The organism is Aquabacterium sp. CECT 9606 (genome assembly GCF_918741295.1).
In the GTDB taxonomy this organism is placed as follows: domain Bacteria; phylum Pseudomonadota; class Gammaproteobacteria; order Burkholderiales; family Burkholderiaceae_C; genus Aquabacterium.
In genome coordinates this window covers 621059-641594 of the sequence record NZ_CAKKNB010000003.1, presented here as the reverse complement: position 1 = coordinate 641594, position 20536 = coordinate 621059, and the positions used below count along the sequence as shown (strand labels likewise).

The 20536-nt window shown below is 60.9% G+C and carries 16 protein-coding genes and 2 pseudogenes; 13 read left to right on the top strand and 5 right to left on the bottom strand.

Going from position 1 to position 20536, the window contains the following annotated elements; genetic code table 11:
• Nucleotides 1-5: 5 nt before the first annotated feature.
• Nucleotides 6-989 (bottom strand): annotated as a pseudogene (locus tag LQ232_RS15550) (methyl-accepting chemotaxis protein); the annotation flags it as partial.
• Nucleotides 990-1099: 110 nt separating this feature from the next.
• The gene (locus LQ232_RS15545) at nt 1100-1675 is read right to left on the bottom strand and encodes an MCP four helix bundle domain-containing protein (RefSeq protein ID WP_230181247.1); all 576 of its coding nucleotides are present in this window, start codon (nt 1673-1675) and stop codon (nt 1100-1102) included.
• Between the two features lie 280 nt (nt 1676-1955).
• Between LQ232_RS15545 and LQ232_RS15540 the strand changes: the two genes are divergently transcribed.
• On the top strand, nt 1956-2699 hold the full coding sequence (locus tag LQ232_RS15540) for an N-6 DNA methylase (RefSeq protein WP_371820258.1): 744 nt from the start codon (nt 1956-1958) through the stop codon (nt 2697-2699).
• A gap of 67 nt (nt 2700-2766) precedes the next feature.
• Here the strand turns inward: LQ232_RS15540 and LQ232_RS15535 are convergent, their stop codons facing one another.
• Nucleotides 2767-6207: a DEAD/DEAH box helicase gene (locus LQ232_RS15535; protein ID WP_230181245.1), complete on the bottom strand. Its 3441-nt coding sequence runs from the start codon at nt 6205-6207 to the stop codon at nt 2767-2769.
• A 303-nt stretch (nt 6208-6510) separates the two neighbouring features.
• On the opposite strand from LQ232_RS15535, the gene LQ232_RS15530 reads away from it, so the two are divergent.
• Nucleotides 6511-8520 carry a ParB/RepB/Spo0J family partition protein gene (locus LQ232_RS15530; protein WP_230181244.1) on the top strand — a complete coding sequence of 670 codons (2010 nt, stop codon included), beginning with the start codon at nt 6511-6513 and terminating at the stop codon, nt 8518-8520.
• Nucleotides 8521-8607: 87 nt separating this feature from the next.
• Here LQ232_RS15530 and LQ232_RS15525 read toward each other — a convergent pair whose 3' ends face one another.
• Nucleotides 8608-9780, bottom strand: a complete 1173-nt coding sequence (locus LQ232_RS15525; RefSeq protein ID WP_230181243.1) for a phage integrase N-terminal domain-containing protein — start codon at nt 9778-9780, stop codon at nt 8608-8610.
• Between the two features lie 1240 nt (nt 9781-11020).
• Between LQ232_RS15525 and LQ232_RS15520 the strand changes: the two genes are divergently transcribed.
• The 11 genes and pseudogenes from LQ232_RS15520 (at nt 11021) to LQ232_RS15475 (ending at nt 19937) form a co-directional block, all read left to right on the top strand.
• Nucleotides 11021-12064 (top strand): PRTRC system protein D, encoded by a 1044-nt coding sequence (locus LQ232_RS15520; RefSeq protein ID WP_230181242.1) that lies wholly within the window; start codon nt 11021-11023, stop codon nt 12062-12064.
• A complete protein-coding gene (locus tag LQ232_RS15515) occupies nt 12061-12330 on the top strand; it encodes a hypothetical protein (RefSeq protein WP_230181241.1) in 270 nt (89 codons plus the stop codon). Before LQ232_RS15520 ends, LQ232_RS15515 begins: the two co-directional genes overlap by 4 nt.
• Nucleotides 12331-12514: 184 nt before the next feature.
• On the top strand, nt 12515-12685 hold the full coding sequence (locus LQ232_RS15510; protein ID WP_230181240.1) for a hypothetical protein: 171 nt from the start codon (nt 12515-12517) through the stop codon (nt 12683-12685).
• Between the two features lie 56 nt (nt 12686-12741).
• Nucleotides 12742-12840, top strand: a pseudogene (locus tag LQ232_RS23665) (IS3 family transposase); the annotation flags it as partial.
• A 148-nt stretch (nt 12841-12988) separates the two neighbouring features.
• Entirely contained in the window at nt 12989-14731 is a 1743-nt protein-coding gene (locus tag LQ232_RS15505) for a hypothetical protein (RefSeq protein ID WP_230181239.1), read from the top strand.
• Between the two features lie 9 nt (nt 14732-14740).
• Nucleotides 14741-15361 (top strand): hypothetical protein, encoded by a 621-nt coding sequence (locus LQ232_RS15500; protein ID WP_230181238.1) that lies wholly within the window; start codon nt 14741-14743, stop codon nt 15359-15361.
• Between the two features lie 17 nt (nt 15362-15378).
• Entirely contained in the window at nt 15379-15816 is a 438-nt protein-coding gene (locus LQ232_RS15495) for a hypothetical protein (protein ID WP_230181237.1), read from the top strand.
• A 125-nt stretch (nt 15817-15941) separates the two neighbouring features.
• Nucleotides 15942-17051: a hypothetical protein gene (locus tag LQ232_RS15490; protein WP_230181236.1), complete on the top strand. Its 1110-nt coding sequence runs from the start codon at nt 15942-15944 to the stop codon at nt 17049-17051.
• Between the two features lie 222 nt (nt 17052-17273).
• Nucleotides 17274-17693 carry a hypothetical protein gene (locus LQ232_RS15485; protein ID WP_230181235.1) on the top strand — a complete coding sequence of 140 codons (420 nt, stop codon included), beginning with the start codon at nt 17274-17276 and terminating at the stop codon, nt 17691-17693.
• A complete protein-coding gene (locus LQ232_RS15480; RefSeq protein ID WP_230181234.1) occupies nt 17690-19297 on the top strand; it encodes a hypothetical protein in 1608 nt (535 codons plus the stop codon). Before LQ232_RS15485 ends, LQ232_RS15480 begins: the two co-directional genes overlap by 4 nt.
• A gap of 481 nt (nt 19298-19778) precedes the next feature.
• Nucleotides 19779-19937 carry a hypothetical protein gene (locus LQ232_RS15475; protein ID WP_230181629.1) on the top strand — a complete coding sequence of 53 codons (159 nt, stop codon included), beginning with the start codon at nt 19779-19781 and terminating at the stop codon, nt 19935-19937.
• Between the two features lie 38 nt (nt 19938-19975).
• On the opposite strand, the gene LQ232_RS15470 is transcribed toward LQ232_RS15475, so the two are convergent.
• A complete protein-coding gene (locus tag LQ232_RS15470; RefSeq protein WP_230181233.1) occupies nt 19976-20467 on the bottom strand; it encodes a hypothetical protein in 492 nt (163 codons plus the stop codon).
• Nucleotides 20468-20536 lie beyond the last annotated feature (69 nt).

The window sequence follows — 20536 nt, the reverse complement described above, 5'->3', positions numbered from 1 at the left end:
TTGCGTCATTTTGAATCAGGCCGCATCCGCCGTCGAAATTCGGTGGCTTGCTCAGCGGTATCGCGGTTGTTGAGAATGGGCCTCATGGAGGGCGGGTCCTGATCGGATACTTCGCATGAGTCCGGCATGCCTGCGCTGAGCTTGAACACCGCCACAGCCCGCACCAGTTGCAATGCTTGGTGTTTCAGGCTCTCCGCGGCGGCGGCGCTCTCCTCAACCAGCGCCGCGTTCTGCTGCGTGGCCTGATCCATTTGGCTCACGGCCTCCCCAACCTGCGCCACGCCTGTGCTCTGCTCGGTCGAGGCTGAGCTGATCTCCCCCATGATGTCGGTCACGCGGCGGATTGCGACGACGATTTCGGTCATCGTCGCGCCAGCTTGATCGACCAGCGCCGTGCCCTGTTCAACGCGTGTGACGCTGGTGGCAATCAGCCCCTTGATCTCCTTCGCGGCATCGGCGCTACGCCCGGCCAGGCTACGCACCTCGGCGGCCACCACCGCGAAGCCGCGCCCCTGTTCGCCGGCGCGCGCTGCCTCCACAGCCGCGTTCAGGGCCAGGATGTTGGTTTGAAAGGCAATGCCGTCGATCACACCGATGATGTCAGCGATCCTCTTGGAACTGTCGTTGATGCCCTTCATCGTATCGACCACCTGCGAGACCATGTCGCCTCCTTTGACCGCGATCGTTGAGGCACCCAATGCCAGTTGATTGGCCTGTTTGGCGTTGTCGGCGTTTTGCTTCACTGTGGAATTCAACTCTTCCATCGACGCAGCCGTTTCCTGCAAGGCACTGGCCTGTTGTTCGGTACGGCTTGACAAGTCGTTGTTGCCCTGGGCAATCTCGGCCGTGGCCGTGGCCACACTCTCAGCGTTTTCGCGCACACCTCTGACGATGTGGGTCAGGTTGTCCTTCATGTTTGACAGGGCTCCTAACAGCTGTGCGGTCTCGTCTTTGCCTTCGGCCGTGATCTCAACCGTCAGGTCGCCATTTTCAATACGCTCTGCAGCCGCTTTGGCTTGCTCCATCGGTCCGGTAATTGAGCGGCTGGTTAGCCAGCCCAGCAGTACGGCCAGCGTCACAGCCAGGATGTCGGTGCCAATCAAAACTGCACGCGCTTGGTCGTAGCCCATGGTGGCCACCTCCAGTTGCCGTTTGGTTTCGCCTTCCTGGGGGCGATGTACTCGTCTAGCGCATCTTGCCACTTCTGGGTCGCCGGCCCGGCCTCCTTGAGCAATACGGCGATGGCCTGCTCGTCCTTGCCGGCATGAGCCAACTCAATCACACTGTTGTTCAAACCGCGCGCGGCTTCAGCTGCGCGGGCAATCTTGCTTCGGATTGCCTTGTCGGCCTCACTGGCCGGGAGCTTTTGCTGCGTGTCCCAGATCTTGTCGTAGTGCGCGCGTGCTTGCTTGAGTTTGATTTCTTCGGCGCGGACCTCGTCCTTTTCGTGAAGCAGTACCATTGTACGTATCACGCGTGAAACGACATGTACCGACTCGGCCATCTCGTTGTTCTGTTTCACCTTGACGTTGCTGCCGGTGGCGATGCTATCGAGGCTTTGCTCGACCGAGCCCAACTCGTGCAACGCAAGGCCGGATGAAGCCACAAGCAGAACCGTGATCAAGCCAAATGCGAGGGCTAGACGTTGGCTGATCTTCAGGTGGTTGAGTTTCATGGGCTATCCGGCTAGTTGTTTGTCGACTGGGCATCCCACACAATGCGGCATACATGGATCGAGCCTCATCTCTTTGCTGCTCGATATGGGATGGACCACCGACAGACAAGCTTTCGGCACGTTTGTCGCATTATTGAATGCTATCTACGTTTCTGGTCGTCGAAGAAGCCCCAAAAGGACAGCGTTTGCCCGGGGCCGGATGGCCAAAGTGTTCGGGAAACGATGCAAAAAGTCCTGGTTTCTGTACCGAAGTCAACCGGTTCACCCGTTGTGTAGTTGATTGAGGGGACCATCACGGGGTGAAGGCAAGCGCCCAGGAGTCGATCGCCAAACACTTCGTGGGCCTCAAGCTGCTCCCGAAGCAGGCGAATATGGTGCTCGCACCATTCCAAGCAGTGAACACTTCACGCCGCGTGAGGTCATCAAGTTGATGACCAACTTGGTGCTCATCCCCGTCAAGGATCAACTCCCCAACCCCCTGACTATTTACGACCCAGCTTGCGGCGGCGGTGGCATTCAGACCGAGTCCCAGGACTTCGTGACCGACCCTGAAGGCGAGATCAAGACCAAGGTGGGCGTCTTCCTATACGGCAAAGAGGCCCCCGAGAACATCCGGTTCGGATCGACCCTGCGGCTCGTTTTGAAAAGGTTGCTGAGGCCCAGAACAATTTTTGCAGTTGGCGCATGGACGGCGAATTCATTGACTTGCGTTTTGCGACGAGCGTGGCTCAGTTGTCGGCATGGTGCGTTGGCTTTTGCTCCTTGTCAAGCTTCGCAGGGCTGCCTGAGGCGTGTCGGGCAAATGCCGTCACCGGTCTGGTGGTTTGTCATTGTGACGACCATCGTATGTGGGGTTCGCGTTCCTAGTAGGCTGCACCATCGTTTGTGCCCACGTTTGGTCCACTGCCATGTATGGCATTGCCTGAAAATTAGGCGGGCCGAGAACGCCCTTGTGTCACTTGGGGAAGATCTAAAACCCACATGTAGTTATCCCCAGTTTTTGTGGATAACTACATGTGGTTAGTCGGTGCGGTCACTTCGGCAATGCGAGGCTGGTTTGCGAACAGCGCGGGGGCCCATGAGTCGCTGCATCAGCGCATGTTTGCAACGAGGTCGGGCTCATTTGCTGGCGTGGGTTTGACCGCTGGCAAGGATCTGTGCAACTCGCTGAAGTGTTTGAGTGTTCCCCATTGGGCGGCATCACCAATCACGTACAGGCGGTACTTGGCCCGCGTGATGGCGACGTTCAGCAGGTTGGGCTTGCCCGAGGCCCAGGCCCGGGCGCCCGATCCGGCTTGCCCCGGCGCCGTGCCCAGCACCAGGAAGGCAATCTCAGCCTCCTTGCCCTGGAAGGTGTGCACGGTGCCGCAGTCAACCCCTTGGATGCCAGCGGCCTTGATCCGCGAGTCGCAGGCAGCTTTGACCTTGCGGAACGGCGAGATCACAAAGATCTTCGCCGCCTTGGCAGTGCCGCCTGGTTTGCCTGCCGGGGTGAAGGCCGGTTGCCCTTGAAGCGCACGCAGGCAGTCCTCCAGCACATCAAGCTCATCCTGAACCACCGGGTGCTGGCTGCGGGTGGCTTGCACATCCAGCCAGGCACTCTCGCCCAGCACGCATGAAAACGCCACCATCTTTGGGTGCCCCTGCTCATCCACCCGCCCATGCACCATCTGCCCGGCATAGGCGATGCGGTTGGCCACGGTGAACATCGGCTCGTCACAGCGCCGGTGGGTGCGAAGCGGCATGCCCGTCCACAGGCGCTGCGCGCTGTTGTCGTCTCCTGTTTTGGTGCCGACCGAAGCCGCCACCCACGAGCCATGGCGCGTGACACGGTCTGCCAGCGTCTGCACGGACTCGTCCTTGGGTGACCATAGGGCGGGCACGCCATGGCGCTGGCGCAACTCCTCCACCAGGCCCAGCGGCACCGTGAACACCGGCTCGATCTGCAGCGGATCGCCTACCAGCACAGCACGCTGGCTGCGCCAGATGGCCCCCGCCGCCGATTGCGGCGTGGCCTGGCCCGCCTCGTCGATCAGCAGCCAGCCCAGGCTGTCCTGCCCCATGCCCATGAACAGGCGGTCAAAGGAGGCTAGGGTGGTCGAGACGACCGGCACGATGAAGAAAAATGCATCCCACAGCAAGGGGCGCTGTTCCAGCGGCAACTGCTCTTTCAGGGCGCCGGTCAGCATGCCATCGACGCCTTTCAGGTTGCCGATGAACTTGCCTGCATTGGCCATCACGGTCAGGCGGTGCAACTCCATCGCCTGCAGGAAGATGCGCGCGCGCAGGGTGTCCAGCGCCGGGCTGACCGCGACCGAGGCGCGATGGCGCTCGCCGGGGGGCAAGGCCCAGAGCCGGGCATCCGGGAAGTGCTGGGCCCCGGTGTCGTGCCCCGCTTGCAAGGCGCGTTGGTGGCTGGCCAACTCACGGGCCACAGCTTGCTGTTCCAACACCAGGGTGTGGTGCTGTGCCTGCTGTTTGTCGAGCAGCGCCTCGGCCACCGCAGCCTCGCGCGCCAGCTCGGCCAAGGCTTCGGCGGCTTGGGCCAGGGCCGACGTGGGCTCGCTCAAGGCCTGGCGCTGGGTGGCCATGCGGGCGCTCTCGCGCCCGAACAAGGCGCAGAGCTTGTCCCACAGGTTGGGCAAGCCGTGCGAGCGAAGCTGCACGACCGTGGCTTGCCGGGATTCGACCAGCGCCCGTAGGATGGACAGCTTGTCGCGGCGATTGACCAGGTCTTTGCTGGCCAGGTCGATGCGGCCTGACAGCGAGTGCACGGCGGCGCGCTGTGCATCGAGGCGGTCGCGGCAATCGTCGATGCGCAGGGCTGCTTTTTCTGCCAGGAGCAGGACGGCGCGGCGCGCCTCGAAATCATCCAGCAGGCCCAGAAACACCTTCTTGGCCGCGTGCCATTCAGCCTGGTAGCGGGCGTAGTCCTTGTCGGCCGCTTCCAGCAATTGCTTCATGGACGGGGGCAGCTCCTTCACTGGCAGGCTGGGGGCACTGTCACCTGCTGCGTCGGGATCAACGCCATCGGCCTGGACCGAGTCGGACACGCTTGTCGTAGCCCGACGGGACCCGGTGTAGTCCGCCCTGAAGAAGCCCTTGGCGAACGCGCGGCGGTTGCCCGCGTTGCCCAGTGCAGCGGCCACCAGCCCCCAGCAGTCGATGGGCTGCTTGTCGTCGTTCACCACCTTTTGTGCGGCAAAGACCTCGCGGATCACCTCATCGAAATACGCCACCGGCCCGAATTCCTCGGCCACCTTCTGTCGTGCAGGCAATTCCTGCGTGATGTTTTTGACCGCGTTGTTGTTCGTGCTGGTCACCACGATGGAGCTGCCCCCGACCACCTTGGCCTTGAGCGGGAAGAAGTTCTTGCCTGCCACCTTCACGCTGTCGTCAAACAGCTCGACCGGGCGGCTGAGCGCTGCGATCTTGCGTGCCCGCTCCGTGACGACCTCGGCGATCACGTCGCACAGCAAGGTGGTTTTGCCAGTACCCGGTGGGCCATTGACACCCAGGGTGCCGCCATCGCGGCCCAAGGCATGCAGCACTTGCGCCACAGCCGCTTGCTGAGCGAGTGCCAGCGGTGCTTTGGCCGAAGCGGGCCAACGTGCACTGGGCAGGCGCGCGACGCTGAGCAGCTCACCCATGGCCGTGTGCTGCTCCAGGATGTCGATGCGCTGGCTGTCATCCAGGGGCGCACCCAGGTAGCTGCCCAGGGCCTTGCCAAAGGGCTTGTTCTTGCGCGCCTGCGTGATCAGGCGATCCAGGTCGTCCAGGTAGAACGAGTTCAGGTAGTCGGTGGCCGCATCCAGGTTGGCATCCAGGAAGCGCCGCTTGACGCGAGTGACCCGCACGACCACGCGCCAGACCATGTCCGGCGCATCGGCACCCGAGCCGAGCAGCTTGAGCACGGTGGCCACCTCTTCATCCAGGTCGGCCCAGGTCAAGGGGCCTGGCAGGGGCTGGTCGGTGTTGGCCTCCCCATTGGCGATGGCCTTGGTATCGAGATTGGGATCGGGGTTGTGGTCGGGGGTGGCTGACACCTGCGACATCCGGTGGCGTCGCTGGCCGAACTCGTCGCGGGCACGCACCAGCCTGGCATTGATCTTGTCCAGGGATTGCGAATGCCAAAGCGCATCGACGCCATGGGCAAAGCTGGCGGGCAGGTAGCTGTCCAGCTTGGGGACACCGTGTTCGTTGGCGACAAAGGCGGCGAGCCAACCGTTGCCGGGGGTACGCTGCTGCCGCTCGCGCTCACTCAGGTCCTGGTCAGGGAACACCGCTTGCAGCGTCAGGCGCGAGAGGTCTTCGGTGTCGGCCACGCCGACATAGACGACGTGGATGTAGCCGTGAGTCTCGGTTGGTCTGAACTCAGCGCTCTGCCAGGGTAGTTTGCTGCCGCGTGGGGGCGTGACGATCTTGACTTGGTCCGAGCCGTCCTTGGCCGATGGCGCGGTCGGGATGTTGAAGACTTCCAGGTCACGCCAGAAGCTGAGGACAGAAAGCGCAGTGGTGGCCGATGCGTTCAACGATGGACCTCGTCAGGATGTATCGGCGCGTACTGACTGCGTGTTCTGACCGATCAGGGGTGAATGGTTTGGCAGGAATCATCAGCCCTACCGGAGTAGTCGAAATGGTACCGCGCTTCGTCACCTGATCGTGACCAACGCAGGTCTGTGGATCGATGGGGAAAGGGTTTCTGGCGGGTCTGTTCAAGACCTGGGCGATGGCTATTTTGCTTGCCGTGTGCGGACTTGAATTCAGCGCGCCCGATGAGATTCTGAATGCATGGACAGGCGCATCGCCTGCCCCTCAACCGTGCAGGAGCCCTCATGAAATTCACCAAAGCAGAAATCGATGCCGTGATCGCGGCATCCCCTCGCACCACGGTGCCCTTGAACAAGCTGGTGTTGTCGGTGGACTACCAGGTGCGCCCGGGCGGCAGCACTTCAAAACTGAGCATTGCCGAGTTGGCTTCCTCCATCAAGGACAGTGGCGTGTTGCAGAACCTGATCGTCGTCAAAGGTGTGCAGGGCCAGTTCGACGTGTGCGCCGGAGGCCGCCGCCTGGAATCCTTGAGCCTGCTGGCGAGCAGCGGCGAGATCCCTGACAACTACCCGGTGCCCGTGCTGATCGTGCCCGCTGACAAGGCGTTGCTGGCCAGCTTGGCCGAGAACGTTTTTCATGTGCCCATGCACCCGGCCGACGAGTACCTGGCCTTTGCCAAATTGCTGGGTGAGGGCAAATCCGTGGAGGACGTGGCCGCAGCCTTTGGTGTCACGCCCCTGGTGGTCAAACGCCGGATGAAGCTGGCCAGCGTGTCGCCCAAGCTGATGGCGCAGTTTCGGGCAGATGAGATCGGCCTGGATTGCCTGATGGCGCTGGCCCTGGTCGATGACCATGACAAGCAGGAGCAAGCCTGGGCGGGCCTGCAGCCATGGAACCGCCGCCCTGAATGCCTGCGCCAGTTGCTCACCCAGGATGAAGTCGAGTCCGACCGGGATCCGGTGGCCAGGTACGTGACGCTTAAGGCCTACGAGAAGGCCGGTGGTGCCCTGCGGCGCGACCTGTTCAGCGACGATGACAAGAAGGCCTACCTGCTGGATGTGCCCCTGCTGCATCAACTCGCGACGGACAAGCTGCGCAAGAAGGCCAGGCAGGTGGCCGCCGAAGGTTGGAAGTGGGTGGACGTGCAGGCGCGTTGGGTCCGTGACGACTACCTGAGCCATGGTGAGCTTCACAAGACCCGGCGTGCCCCCACCGAGCAGGAAGCGGCCAGTCTGGATGCGCTGCAAGCCAGGATGGCCGCTTTGCAGGATCAGATGGATGCCTTGGATGAAGGCGATGAAGATCAAGCCGATGAGCTGGAGCGTGAGGTCGCGGCACTGCAGGTGCAGGGCAAGGCCATCGAGGCCGACCTGAGCACATGGCCTGTCGAATTGATGAAGCAGGCGGGCTGTGTGGTGCATGTGGACCAGAACGGCACGCCGACAGTCAAGCGCGGCCTGATTCGCCCCGATGACCGCAGCGACATGGCGCAAGCGGCACGGCAAGCAGGCGAGGGCGGGGTGCAAGCGGGCATGGTGTCTCTGCCATCACCCAAGACCCGCCCTGTTCACTCCGACAAGCTGATGCGCCGCCTGACCGCCCACCGGGTGGCCGCCGTGCAGGCCGAATTGATTGCCCGCCCGGATGTGGCGCTGGTGGCGATCACGGCCCAACTGGCGCAAAAGCTCTTTCTGAATCACGGCTACCGCTGTCACCAGCAGGACCCGGTCCTGGCCATCACGGCCACGGACAGCCAGTCTGATCTGCGAGCTGCCGCCGATGACATCGAAACCAGTCCGGCGTGGCTGCGGATGGATGCCGAGCGCCGCACCTGGGCTGACAAGCTCCCGCAAGACCTGGATGCCATGTTCCCCTGGCTGTTGGCGCAAGACCAGGCCACGGTGCTGCAACTGCTGACCTTTGCCGTTGCCTCGACGGTCACGGGCATCTACGGTGTGGAGCCTGCGACCCAAAGGACGGATGCCCTGGCGCTGGCGCTTGGCCTGGACATGCGCCGTTGGTGGACAGCCAGTGGCCCTTCGTACCTGGACCATGTGTCCAAGGGGCGCATCCTGGAGGTGGTGACCGAGGCGGTGGACATTAATGCCGCAGCGCCACTGGCGGCGCTCAAGAAGGACGCAGCCGTGAGCGGGGCCGAGCAGGCGATGGCCGGTGCGGCATGGTTGCCGATGTGCCTGCGCACGGGTACCTCATCGAAGCCGCTTGGCGATGGCGGTGGCGCCGTCCATGTCGGGGCATCCGATGCTGATGCGGTGGGTGAACTGGCGGTGTGAGCCAGGGCATTTCCTGAAACAGCCTGCAAGGTGGCTCAGTGTCATGATCTTGCACCACCGCTGTCATGTGTTTCAGCCCTTCCGGCCCTATGGGTGGGAAGGCTCGCAATCCGCATGGCCGTCAAGGTCGGGCGGGTCTTTCCGAGGGCGGGCGGCCCCTAAATAAGCACCAGCCGCGCGGGGCCTGGCATGGCCAGCGAGGTGGGCCACGGCCTGCCGCGCAGCCCGATCAAGCTCGGGTGCCACCGTGCCCTCACCGCGAACCGGGGGCGGGCCACCGGCCAGGGCCTGATAGTGCCCGATCAGCACTTCGTGCCGCAGCCCGTGCGCGGTGACCCCCAACTCGCGAACCGTGATGCCGAACTTCGCCACCACGTAGTCAAAGCGCCTCAGGTTCTTGCGCAGGTCATGGGCTGGATCGCCCATGTGCGCATCCTGGCTGCACACCACGCCCTGCGCAAACTCAACCGCCAGGACCCTGCTTGGGCGGTCCAGCGGGATGTAGCGCACCCGTCCCCCTTTGCCCTTGACCCACGCATACCGATCCGCCTCCTGCTCATCGGGCGGCAGGCCGGTGGCCTCAAAGGGCACGATGCTGTCGAACGGCCTGAACAGCACCGATTCCTTGCGCCGCAGCCCCATCGCGTGGATCAGCCGAAGCGATGCACCCACATAGCGGTCGTGCTGGCACACCTGATCGATCAGTGCGTCGATGTCCACCCCTTGCGCCGACCAACTCTTGTCCCGGCTGGCGTATTCATGCCGCTGGTATTCGTCCAGGCTCAAGCCATAGTGGCTTGGCGCTCGCACGAAGCCATGCTTGCCCATCCACATGGCCAGCCCGCGCAGAAAACTCAGGTAGGTCTGGATCGTGGCCGGTGCCAGGTGCTCTTGCTGCCAGACCTGCACCATGGCCTGGATGTGCTTTTGCCCCAGGTTGCGCGGGTCGGGCACGGTCTTGAACCCGGCCTTGGCCTTCAGCTCACGAAAGAAGCGCCGCAAGAACTGGGCACGCTCCTGACGCGTCTTGTGCGAGACGGTTTTGGCCAGCGAGGTGTGCAGGGTGTTGAACAGTTCGATCAACACCTCCAGCACCTTCAAGGGCGGTGTCTGGCCTGCGGGGTGGCGAGCCAGGATCTCCTGCGGCGTCTTGCCTGCCCAGCTTTGCCGTCGCGTGGGCTGATGCTGGCTTGAGCGCCCGGGGCTGGAGGGTTCCTGAATCCGGCGCCTGGAGGGTCGAGGGGTGGATGGCTCAGACATGATGTGAATTCCATGGTCAGGTGCCCGCTGCCCGAACAGCGAGTTGGGGTTGTACGACGGTGCGCACGATGGTGTGCGTGAAGGTGGAATCCCATTGAGATCGCCGATGGCACGGATTCCGTCGCCCCATCGGTTCGTGGTCAAAGATTCAGCGCGCCACCCGACCACGACGAGTGCTGCGCCTACCCAAAGGTTTGCCGGTCGGTGTGCCTGCTGTGATGCATCGACACCGGCCCGCTCGGTCTGTCTTAAAAACGAAATGGTTGATCCGGCCCAGTCGTGCATTTCTGCAGCCCTGGGGTTGGTGATGCCAAGGTGCCTCGGGGGCATGGATGGCATCGGCGCGAAGGTCTGGCCTCACGCGTCTGTGGTGGATCAGTTCTGGATTCGGAGCGCCATCCACTCGCATGGGTCCACCCCTGACCGAAAGTCCAGGGCGGTGTCGAGTTCATGAGCGAGGTCGCACGGGGAGCCTAAAAATGCCAACACAACCGTGCGGTGCGCTGAGGCGCGTGCTCAAAGGGATGACGGGAACAGCGGTTCGGCATCGGGTGCCGACTGCGTGCTCGAAGACCATGGCGCGTTTCAGGAACGCCCAGCGCGAACGCTGGCCAGGCCACTGGTGCATGCACTGCGAAACAATCCTCACGGCCATCACCTCAAGGGGCGATGACAGATCCGGCTCAAAAGGCCGGAGCTTGAAGGGCAGGTAACGACTGCGACGCCTTTTGCTCCATCAGGAGCAGGGCCAGGACGGCCCTCGGGAATCTGTAGTTGACGCCGATGGCCAAACCAGGTCAAGGCAGGCCGCCGCAATCGCCCCGGATCGTGGGGCCATGCGGGTGGCGAATGTGGGTGTCGGGACGCACCCTTGAGCCGTGCTTATTTACCGATAGGGCCGCAGAGCCAGGCTGCATGCGGGCTTGACAGCAGATCGGCTTGCCTCTGGTTCCCATCCGGTCAATTGCGAAAGCGAATTGGAGTGGGGCATTGAGGGCAGGGCGGCCTGGTGCCAGGGGTTGACGGGTGTCATTCGAATGAGAACGTGGTGACACACGCAAGGCCCCAAGCTCATCCCGGCGACCTCCAGCGCCAATTCAATGTCAGTGCAGCGCAAGTTGGCTGACACCGTGTTGGCCTGATGACGAAACCGAGTCATTTGAGCGGGGATTTTGCGTGGCGAGATCGCATCGGCATGTCGATGCTGGTCACCCCTGAAACCTTGTTTTGGAGTCTCATCATGGAATTGATCGTCAGAGCGGTGGATGTCGGATCAGGCAACACCAAGTTCGTCACGGCCGCAACGGGCACAGACATCCGCTGCGCCGGCTTCCAGTCCGTCGCCTACCCCAGCAGCGATGCTTTGCCAGCGTTGCCCGCAAGCGAGCGCCGCCAAACGGTGTGCATCCCCGTCGGGCCTCTGTTCTACGAGGTCGGCCCTGATGTTGGCCTTGCAGCAGATACCTTCCGGGCCAGACAACTGCATGACGCATACACCGAGTCGCCGGAGTACCTGGCACTGCTGCGTGGGGCGTTGAGCATGATGAAGCTGCGTCACATCGATCTGCTCGTCGTTGGCTTGCCCGTTTCACACTTCGCGGCCAAGAAGACCGCATTGGAAAAGCTCATGGTGGGCAGCCACGATGTGGGCGGTGGACGAACGGTGACGGTTGGCAAGGCGCTCGCCGTAGCGCAGCCCCAGGGCGCCTTGGTTCACTACGCCGCCGAGCACAAGAGAATGACCACCATTGGCAACGAGCAAAGCCTGATCATCGATCCGGGTTCGCGAACTTTCGACTGGATCGTAGCCAGGGGGATGCGCATGGTGCAAAAGCAAAGCCACTCCCTCAACCGAGGCATGTCGGATGTGTTTCGACTGCTTGCCCGTGACATCACGAACAGCATTGGCACGCCATACAACGACTACGACGTCATTGACCGGGCTCTGCGTACCGGCAAGTCGCCGGTGATCTATCAGAAGGCCTACGACATGAGTCGCCACTTGCCCATGGCTGAATCGGTTGCGGCGCAGGCGGTGTCGACCATGAGGGAGTGGATCGAATCACCGCAGAGCCTGCAGAACATCATCCTGGTTGGGGGCGGGGCGTTCCTGTTCCGTAAAGCGGTCAAGGCGGCGTTCCCGCTGCACAAGATCCATGAAGTGAAGGAGCCGATGTTCGCCAATGTGCGGGGGTTTCAGCTCGCAGGGCAGAACTATGCCCGCAGCATCATGCAGGCATCGCGTTCAGGCCCAGGTGAGGCCGAGTCCGGGGGTGCTGAATGAGCGGCGATGCCAAACCGCCGTGTGAGCCGATCCGCATGGTGTTTGAGCTGACCCGGGCTGATCACCCCAGGCTTTACGATGACCTGATCCGATTCCCGAAGGGGACGAAGCGGATCAATCGCTTGAGAGTGTTGGCCTACGATGGCTTGCTGGTTCAGGGCGGTCAGCTTGTCGCGGCAGGGGCGCATGGTCCGAGTAGTCATATGCAGCGCGAAGCTGGTGGCACCCTCACGAACGACCTGTTTACGCCATCGCTCAGTGAATGAGGGGAGTCGCGGCATTGCCAATCGCAGAAATGCTGCAGCGTGGTGGTCGTGGGCGTGATGCCGTGGCGGAAGAACAAGCCTGTGCAGGCTGAGGTTCCAGCGATCACCATGGCGACATCGTGTGAAAGGATTTGACATCCCACGGAGCTGACGCATTGGGATCTTCAGGAAGTGAGGTTGCATCGTGATTGTGGCCTTCACCGCTTTTGCAATGCAGGGCGACGAGGAAAAAATGCGTGCTGCCGGGTGCGATGGCTACATCTCCAAGCCCATCGATGTCAATAACTTTGCCGCTCAGATCCGTTTGCTGCTCCGATCGTCGGCGAGCGGTGGGGACGAGATGCTGTCGGGTTGAAATCGTGAGACTTTAAAACGGCGTGCCGCGTCAGATGATCTCGACTCGGGACCCTGGGCTCATACATCTGCTGGTACGACGAAGAACGGATCAAGATTTCCCTGGGCGCTCGGAGTCCTGCCGAGTACCGAGTCAGCCTGGGGCTTGCTGCTTAACCAGTCCAAAATTTCCGCCGCCCCCCCGGTGGCTCAGATTTGAATCGGCGCAGACACTCTAACCACAGAATGCGGACAAACGCCATCCTTACCCTTTGGGATGGCGCTTCTTGCCCCGGATTCATAAGATTCCACGCTGGAGGATGCTATGCAAAAGCTGACACGATTGGCGGCCGCAGTCGGCCTGGCTTGCACGCTTATGGGCTGCGGCTCATTGCATCTCTACAACAAAGCGGCCGACACGGCCGCCACGAGCGCCAAAGAGGACTACGACGCCAGCAAGATCACGGAGTCGATCAAGGCGGCTCGAGCGATCCTTGACGCATTGGACACCAAGGAGGTTGAGGCCTTTCGCGTCACCAATCATGCCGAGCGCAACCTGAAACTTCTGGCGCTGGTCAGCGAGGCCGGGACGTCGAAGCAGCGAACGACCGATGATGGGATCGTTGCGCGCTTTCACAAGTTGGCGGATGCCCGACTGGCAGAGCTCACCGGTGTGAATGAGAACCCAGTCGCGGGTTCAAAGGCGCACGATAAGGGCAAGATTGCGGTGCGGGACGCAGAGCTGAGAGAGAAGCTGGCACGAAATCACCTGACGGCGCTTCAGCCAGCCTTCTCGTCCCTGCCTGCTTGCAATTCGGAGGTAAGTGCGCTGGAGCTCAGCACCGACGCGTCAAAGGCCATTGACCTGTTAAAGAACGCTGACCCTAAGCTCAAAAGCTCGCCTATCGCTCAGATTTTCGTAGAGCCGATCAAGACCGTGGGCAAGCGGTGCAGTGAGGTTCTCACCGCACGGGCGCAATTGGCGAAAACAGCGAAGGATACTGGCGGCCAACTGAGGTTCGCAACTGCCGAATTAGAAAGACTTGAGGGCGAACTCAAGGCACAGGACCAGCAGGCGAAAGAAGAGGGGGGCAAGCTCAAGACCGCAGCCGCAGCTCTCGCAGCAGCTCAGAAAGCTGGTAAAGACGCAAGCATTCCTGTCGATCTGACGTGCAAGACCCAAAAGGACGCCGCCGCGCCAGCTGCAGCAGCAAGTGCCCCCGCGGGTGGCGACAAAGCCGTAGATCCGGCTGCAGACCCGAGTGAGAATGAGTTGTGCAAGGTCATCGGCAAACTGCGGAAGCTCGGCGACTTTGGCGTCAAAGCCATCAACGAGGAGCGCCTAGATCAGCTAAATGCCATTCTCGGGGCCTTGGGTGGCGCCGAGGCGACTTCAAGTGATCCAGACCTGGAGACCGGGCTAGCGATCATCAGCACCACGTCACGGTTTGCACAGGCCTTGAAACAATACCAACAAGTGGGCAAGCTGCCTGCACTGGAGCCGCTTCTGATAGACAAACAGTTGACTGCGGCCCAACTTGCGGCGGCCCAGGCGGGCGTGCAACTCGCCAAGGCACGGGTTCACCATGCGCGGGAGTACCTCGATGCAACGCAGTCGGAAGTCTCGCTCCTTGTGAGGGCCAAGGCAGAGCTTGGAGCACTAGGCCAGCCACCCAAGCCGCGCGTTGATTGCCCGCAAAAGCCCACTGTGCTTTGCGCCTCGTTGAGGCAGTTCCAAGAGGATAAGTCGCTCGGGCGAGCGCCTGATGGCGCTGGAGAAAGCGGTAGCCGCCGAGCCTATCGTGCACTGGCCCTACTGTCTGAGAGCTACAGCGTCGCTCGCGACCAGCAAAGAACGGCGGAACTTCGCCTGATCGACACCCAGTACCGGGAGGCGCTGGTGAAATCGGAGGCGGCGCTCGCGAGTTGGAACACGCTGCTGTCTGTGCCTATCAATCAACTCCAAGCCTATCATTTGGACGGTGTGACAACCATAGAGGCAGCGTCGCTCACTGCGCAGATCGTCCAGGCCTTAGCTGCGGTGGGCATCGCAGTCAACATCAAGTAGGAGCCAATCTTGAACCACATAGGCAATGCACTCCTTTTCATGCTGGCGTTGGTCGCCGGGCGGGCTGTAGCGGCGCCTGACGCCGCAGCCGCCTCGGCGGAACTGGCTGCAAAGCATGTTGCCATCGCCTCTGCTGCACTGGCAGCCTTCGAGAAGGGGCTTAACGCAACCGCATCAGTCAGGGTTGCCCATATCAACTCTGTGCGGACCTTGGCATACAACGGTCAAACAGAAACTGAGCGGGAAATCGCGATCTTGAGGGAGACCGATGGCACAGACATCATCAAGATGTTCGAAGCACTTGTCGCGCACGGTGATAAAGCAGCACTTGCGTCCTCTCAGGCTGAGGCCGCAGAAGCGGCCTCCAAGGCCGAGTTAGGCGCAGCCTTCTCGCCTCTGTCAATCTCGACTGAAAAACTAGACAAGGCTGCACTGACGTTGGCCGGGCTTGCCAAACAGCAAACTTCTGAGGAGCGAGCGGCTTTCCTCATACAGTTTTTCAAGGACACCCGTACCGAGACCAAAAAATTGTTGGACGACAGCAAGAAAGCACGGGACGAAGCAGAGGCGAAGCTTGACGCGACTTCAGCGGCCGCAGCGACCTCGGTTGCCGCTGCAATCAGCAAATAGTCAAGAGAGGATCCTCTATGCCAAACCTTGCACAACTTCAAGAGCGGATGACCGGAGTAAATCTGGAGGACGCGGCTGCCGCAGGTCGCGAGCTATCGAACTACTTCATCGTCTACAACGACGAATACAACACGCTCATCACGAAGCGGCAAGAAGCAGAGTTCGCCATCATCGACGCGTCGCGTGATCCTGCAGGGGTCGACCACGCAGTAGTGTTGCATCTCCAGAGCCTGGTTCTCGGAACCGAGTCGCGAATGAAGGTCCAAGATGCGAGGATGCTCGCTTTTCAGGCGAGCGCTCTCGCAATCAACCCACCAGACGCTGCCCAGGTACAGCTGGTAAAGGACCTAACCGCTCAACTGGCAGTGATGATCGCCCGGGACGAAACCGTTGAGTCCATCATGGTCGGACTGGGCCAAGTCGCAGGAGTTATCAATCAGATTCAGGGCGGATGATCCGCTCAAGTCCCGGGGTGTCCGAAATGTGCTTCCGTCAAACGAGCGTGTATCTTTGGGTGACAGTATCGGCATTGCTCCTGTCGGAGTTTGCGCTAGCTCAGGCCACGGCATCGCCAACTTCCTTGATCAACGCGGTGCAGTGCCCTGCGCTCACTGTGCTGGCACCCGATCCTCAGACGGTATCGCAGGACGTGGTTGTTGTAGCAGCGGCAGCCGCTGCAGTTAAAGCCGCAATGGCCGCCGGAGCTACACAGGCCTCTACCGAACTGGCTGCTAAGGCCACCGCAAAAGCTGTCACACCCGAAACTTTCAAGATCCCTCAGCCTAAACTGATGAAAGGAGCGACTGCGGAGTGGGGTAGCCGTATCGAAGTGACATTCGACCCAGTCGAATCTCTCGTCGCCAAGTGCCTCGAGAGCGACTTGACCCTGTTCCTCGACCACTATCCGCTAACCGGGCTCACGCCGGTGGAGCGTATTCGTGATCACAGAGGCATGGTGACCCTCGCGTTTCGTGTGAATCGCCCTGTCACAAGCAGTCCCGGATGGACCGAGTTGCTTGCCAAGCTGTGGGCAACCGACGGAATCCGCACTGTAACTGTCGGCGTAGGCCTCGGTAGCACGCAGGTTGGGGTTGCCAAAGAGAAGTTGAAGTTGACCCTCGGCATAGGAGGTCCGCGCTGGGCCTGGGGTGCACTGTTCGGCTCAATTCTCCTGCTGGCCTCGTTATGGCGGTGGTCCAAGCTGCTGCAGGATCGGCGCGATGGCTACATGAGCTATTCCGTGTCACGCCTGCTTCTCAGCCTCTGGGTTTTGACGACGATATCGGCGGTGCTGCTTATGGTGCTGCGCATCGGCGCAATGCCGTCGGCGACGGAAAGCGGATTTGTGTTCATGCTGGCCATCAGCGGTGCAACCACCGGCTTCAGCGCGCTGATTGATCTGATTCGCAAGCCAACGAACCCAGTCGAGACCAGATTTTGGGAGGATTTCTTCGATGATGCAGACGGTCTTGCGCTTCACCGCGTTCAAGTCGTGTTCTTCAATCTGCTTGTCCTGTACATCGTCTGGCGAGACCTGATCCAATTGGGGACTGTTGCGCGGATTGACGCCGGGTGGGCGGTGCTCATGGGCGCGAGTGCGATGACCTTCGTGTTCGGCAAGTCAGGCGAGAGCACGCGGCCTTCGATTGCACCCGTCGTGTCGCCACCGCGTCCGAAAACCATTTCCTAAGCGCGCGATTGCCCATTCAGCCACCCCTGGCAAACGTCCCCTCCTGGCTGAGACGGGGCGGAGATGAAGGGATCAATTCGGCAACATGTGGGCGTTTCAGACGTCCCCCGTCGATCCCTAAGGCTAGGGAGGGTCAGCCAAGCTTGACAGCCGTAGCCTTGCAAGACTGGGTAGACGTGTCTGACGTCGAGCCTCCACTAGTTCTTAGACAGAGGCGCATCCATGTCAGCCATCCCAGATGTCGTCACCCATCCCATCGCATTGATCAGCGTCGCCTTGGCCGCGGTGTTCGCCTTCGGAGCGCGGAGAAATGGTCAAAGTGTACCGACGTGGTGGCCTGTTGCTTGCTACAGCCTGGCGTTCCTGGTCGTCTTGGGAGGGTTCCTGCTCGCGTGGCAAATGAACCCTGGGAGTGATCAGGCTGCCTCCCGTCCATCGGAGGCAGTCGCCTCGTCCATACCCTTGCCTGTCCCCGCCGCTTCAGAACCCACAGGGACGCAAACAGCGGAGTTGGGCAGAATTGAGCAATCCAAAGTTACCTTTAACCAATCGGCGATATCAGGTGCGAGCAAGCCCTTGAAGCAAATTGGGAAAGCGAGTGATGTGAAGGACTCTGAAGTTAAATTCAACCAAATCCAGTGAGCTTCATTTTGAAGTTTTGGTTGACACGGTTTCCTCTTCTTCTGCTCTCCGCAGGTCTGTGCGCCTTGCTTCCTCGCGTCGGCACGACAAAGGGGCAACAGGATGTGCAATTGGGCAACGTCAGCAACTCGAAGGTGTCGATCAACCAACGGCTACAAACCATCATCCAAGGCGACCCTGCCCTCCTTCGCGCGCTGCAGAAGCAAAACAACCAATTGCAGGAGCGCAACATAAAGTTGATGGACGAGAACTACAGTCTGCGCCTGGCTGCCGCCGCACGGCTCGCAGAGCAGGCGGCCCAGCCCAATGCCACCGTTGAACAGAAAGCCGCGCTGGAAGCGCTGAAGAAGGGAGACAGCCGACCAGGAGAGGCCTTGCTCACCGCCCAGGCCGATCAGCTGGATGCCAGGCAGGTCGGACGCGAGGTAGAACCGACTGTGCGAAAACAGTCTATCGCCCTGCGGGACGAAGTCAGCGCGCTGGGCCGGGTAAGAGCTCAACTCTTGCCTCGCTTATCGATTGATCCGTCTGGAATTTCCGTGTCGGGGTTTGATTCTGGCGCCAATATGGCTGTTCAACTGGCCGTTGCGCATTCCGCGTCCATCGCAGGTATAGGAACCATCGGAGGCGCGCCGTACAACTGCAGCCGTGGGTCCATAAGTGGCGCCGTTTTCAAGTGCGCATGTCTCCCGACGGTGGATGCCAATAGCCAATGCACGGTCCTTCCCTCCGAGACACTGGTGGCGCTGTTCAAAAACGACCTCCATCGACTAGAGTCGGCTGCTCTCATTGACCCCTCTAAGAACCTGGATCGACAGCGTGTCATGATCATCGCGGAAGGCAAGAACGCCTTGGTGCGGCCCTTTCATTCGAAACAAATCGAGGAGCAGTACCGCTCCGTTCAAGGCAACAGCACCCTTGTCAAAGTGCTCACCACTGAAAAGGCCGGTCGGGTGATGCCCACGTTGAATCAGGGCGGGCCCTGCGAATCTTCCCTGCAAATCGGCTTGGGTAATTGTAAGTTCGATGCGGCCGGGGCCATCCTGCAATGGCTCCAAGGCGAGGGCAAGAACGTACCTCCGCCGCAGCGGCGCACTGCAAGCGGAGAATTCGTCCGATTTGATCAGCAGGAGTTCTGGTCACGCCCTGCCACTGCGCTGGGGCTCGACAGCACGGGCTGGCTGTACATCCCGCCGCAGTGCAAGAGGGTGGCAGGGGTTTGTAAGCTGCACGTCGTTTTTCATGGATGCGAATTGGGGCAAGGCTATCTGCCACAGCGAGTCGGTGAGCGAGCGCCGCCTTTTGTACTTCAAGCGGGGTTCAACGAATGGGCTGACGCCAGCAGCACGGTCATCCTCTACCCGCAAGCCTTGCATTCGAATGGAAACTTGTTCAGCGCGGGCTTCAACCCAAAGGGATGCTGGGACTTCTGGGGCTACGCGGAAAAGGGCAAGGCGGCCTTGACTTTGGGCTCGTTCCAGACACGCGAGGGTGCGCAGCTATCGTCGGTCATGGCCATGGTGTCGCGCATCAGCGGCAAGGGTGGCACAAAGTCGAACTCGTCCTCGAAGACAACAGGGCAGCCGTCGAGTTCGCCTCAATGAACAAGCTGTTGATGCCGTTTCTCGGTTGCGCGACGCTGACGGGTTCATTGCTGGCGTTGGGGGAGCTTTACAAACGGGGGCAAGGTCAAACCTATGTCGAGCAACAAAGGCAGTTTGGTTTGCAAGGAGGGCATCGGTGCGCTCGACAGACTCAGGTAGCAGGCTTGAACGCGCCAAACCCTCACAGGATCTGCAAGTCGACGTATCAACGGCCTGGCCAGCCTCGTAAGTGGGGCGCATGAGGGCCGACTTCTCTTCGATGGATCAGCGCCTGCGGCACTGATTGGTAGTGATGACCGTAAGATTAGCAATAGTCCGTGCCCGGTGAATCAGGGGGCCATTTCACATCGTTTGACCCGGCTTCACGTTCGCCGCTTTATTCGGTCCGAGCCGATGCCAACCAACAGACTCACGACGCGCCAGGTCCGAGAAGCATTGCGCCTGCACCTCCACGCCAATCTCAGTTACACCGAGGTTGTCCGTGCGCTCAAGAGTTGTCGGCTCGATGGGCCAAGCCCATGTGGGCGGTGAGAAGCTGTTTGCGGCCCAGGCAGGGCAGACTGTGCCCGTCATCGACCCCCTTACCGGTGAGATCAGCGCCGCGGAGATCTTCGTAGCCACGCTGGTGGCGTCGAACTAAACCTATGCCTGCGCCACGGCACGCCAGACCAACGTCGATCACGGTCCTTGATTCGATTCAGCTGGCGTAGTGCGTACCGTGGGGGAGGCTGAAGGGCACTCAGCCTTTGCCGGAGGCGGAGTGAGAAAGATGGTCGCCGCTAACCCCCCGAGACATAGAAGTCCGAGGACCCAGAATGTGTGCTTAACAGTTAGGAGGTATCCGAACGTGAACACTTTCGTTGCCCACCTGGAATCTCTCTTCGTTTGGTCACCATCAGCTTTGACCAACCAGCCGTAAACGGGCTGTTCGTAGATATCAAAGGCTGCGTTCAGTTCGGTTTGTTTGGCGAGAACGGCATGAAGCCGAATTGCCTGAGATGGTATCGAGGAGAGCACCCATGCACTGGCCAAAAGCGCGCATCCAAGCAATACAAATGCGCAGACGGCAAGTGCCGACTGCATTCCGGAGAGACTTCGACCATGCAGATAGTCTTTGTCCAGCACGGCAAGGGCCAGCACTCCAAGCGCTGCTGTCTGGATGCCTGCCATCCACTTGGTCCATTCTGCCGTGTATGAAAGGAAGTCCGTGGCCCCTTGACGCGTTGTTTTGATCCGATT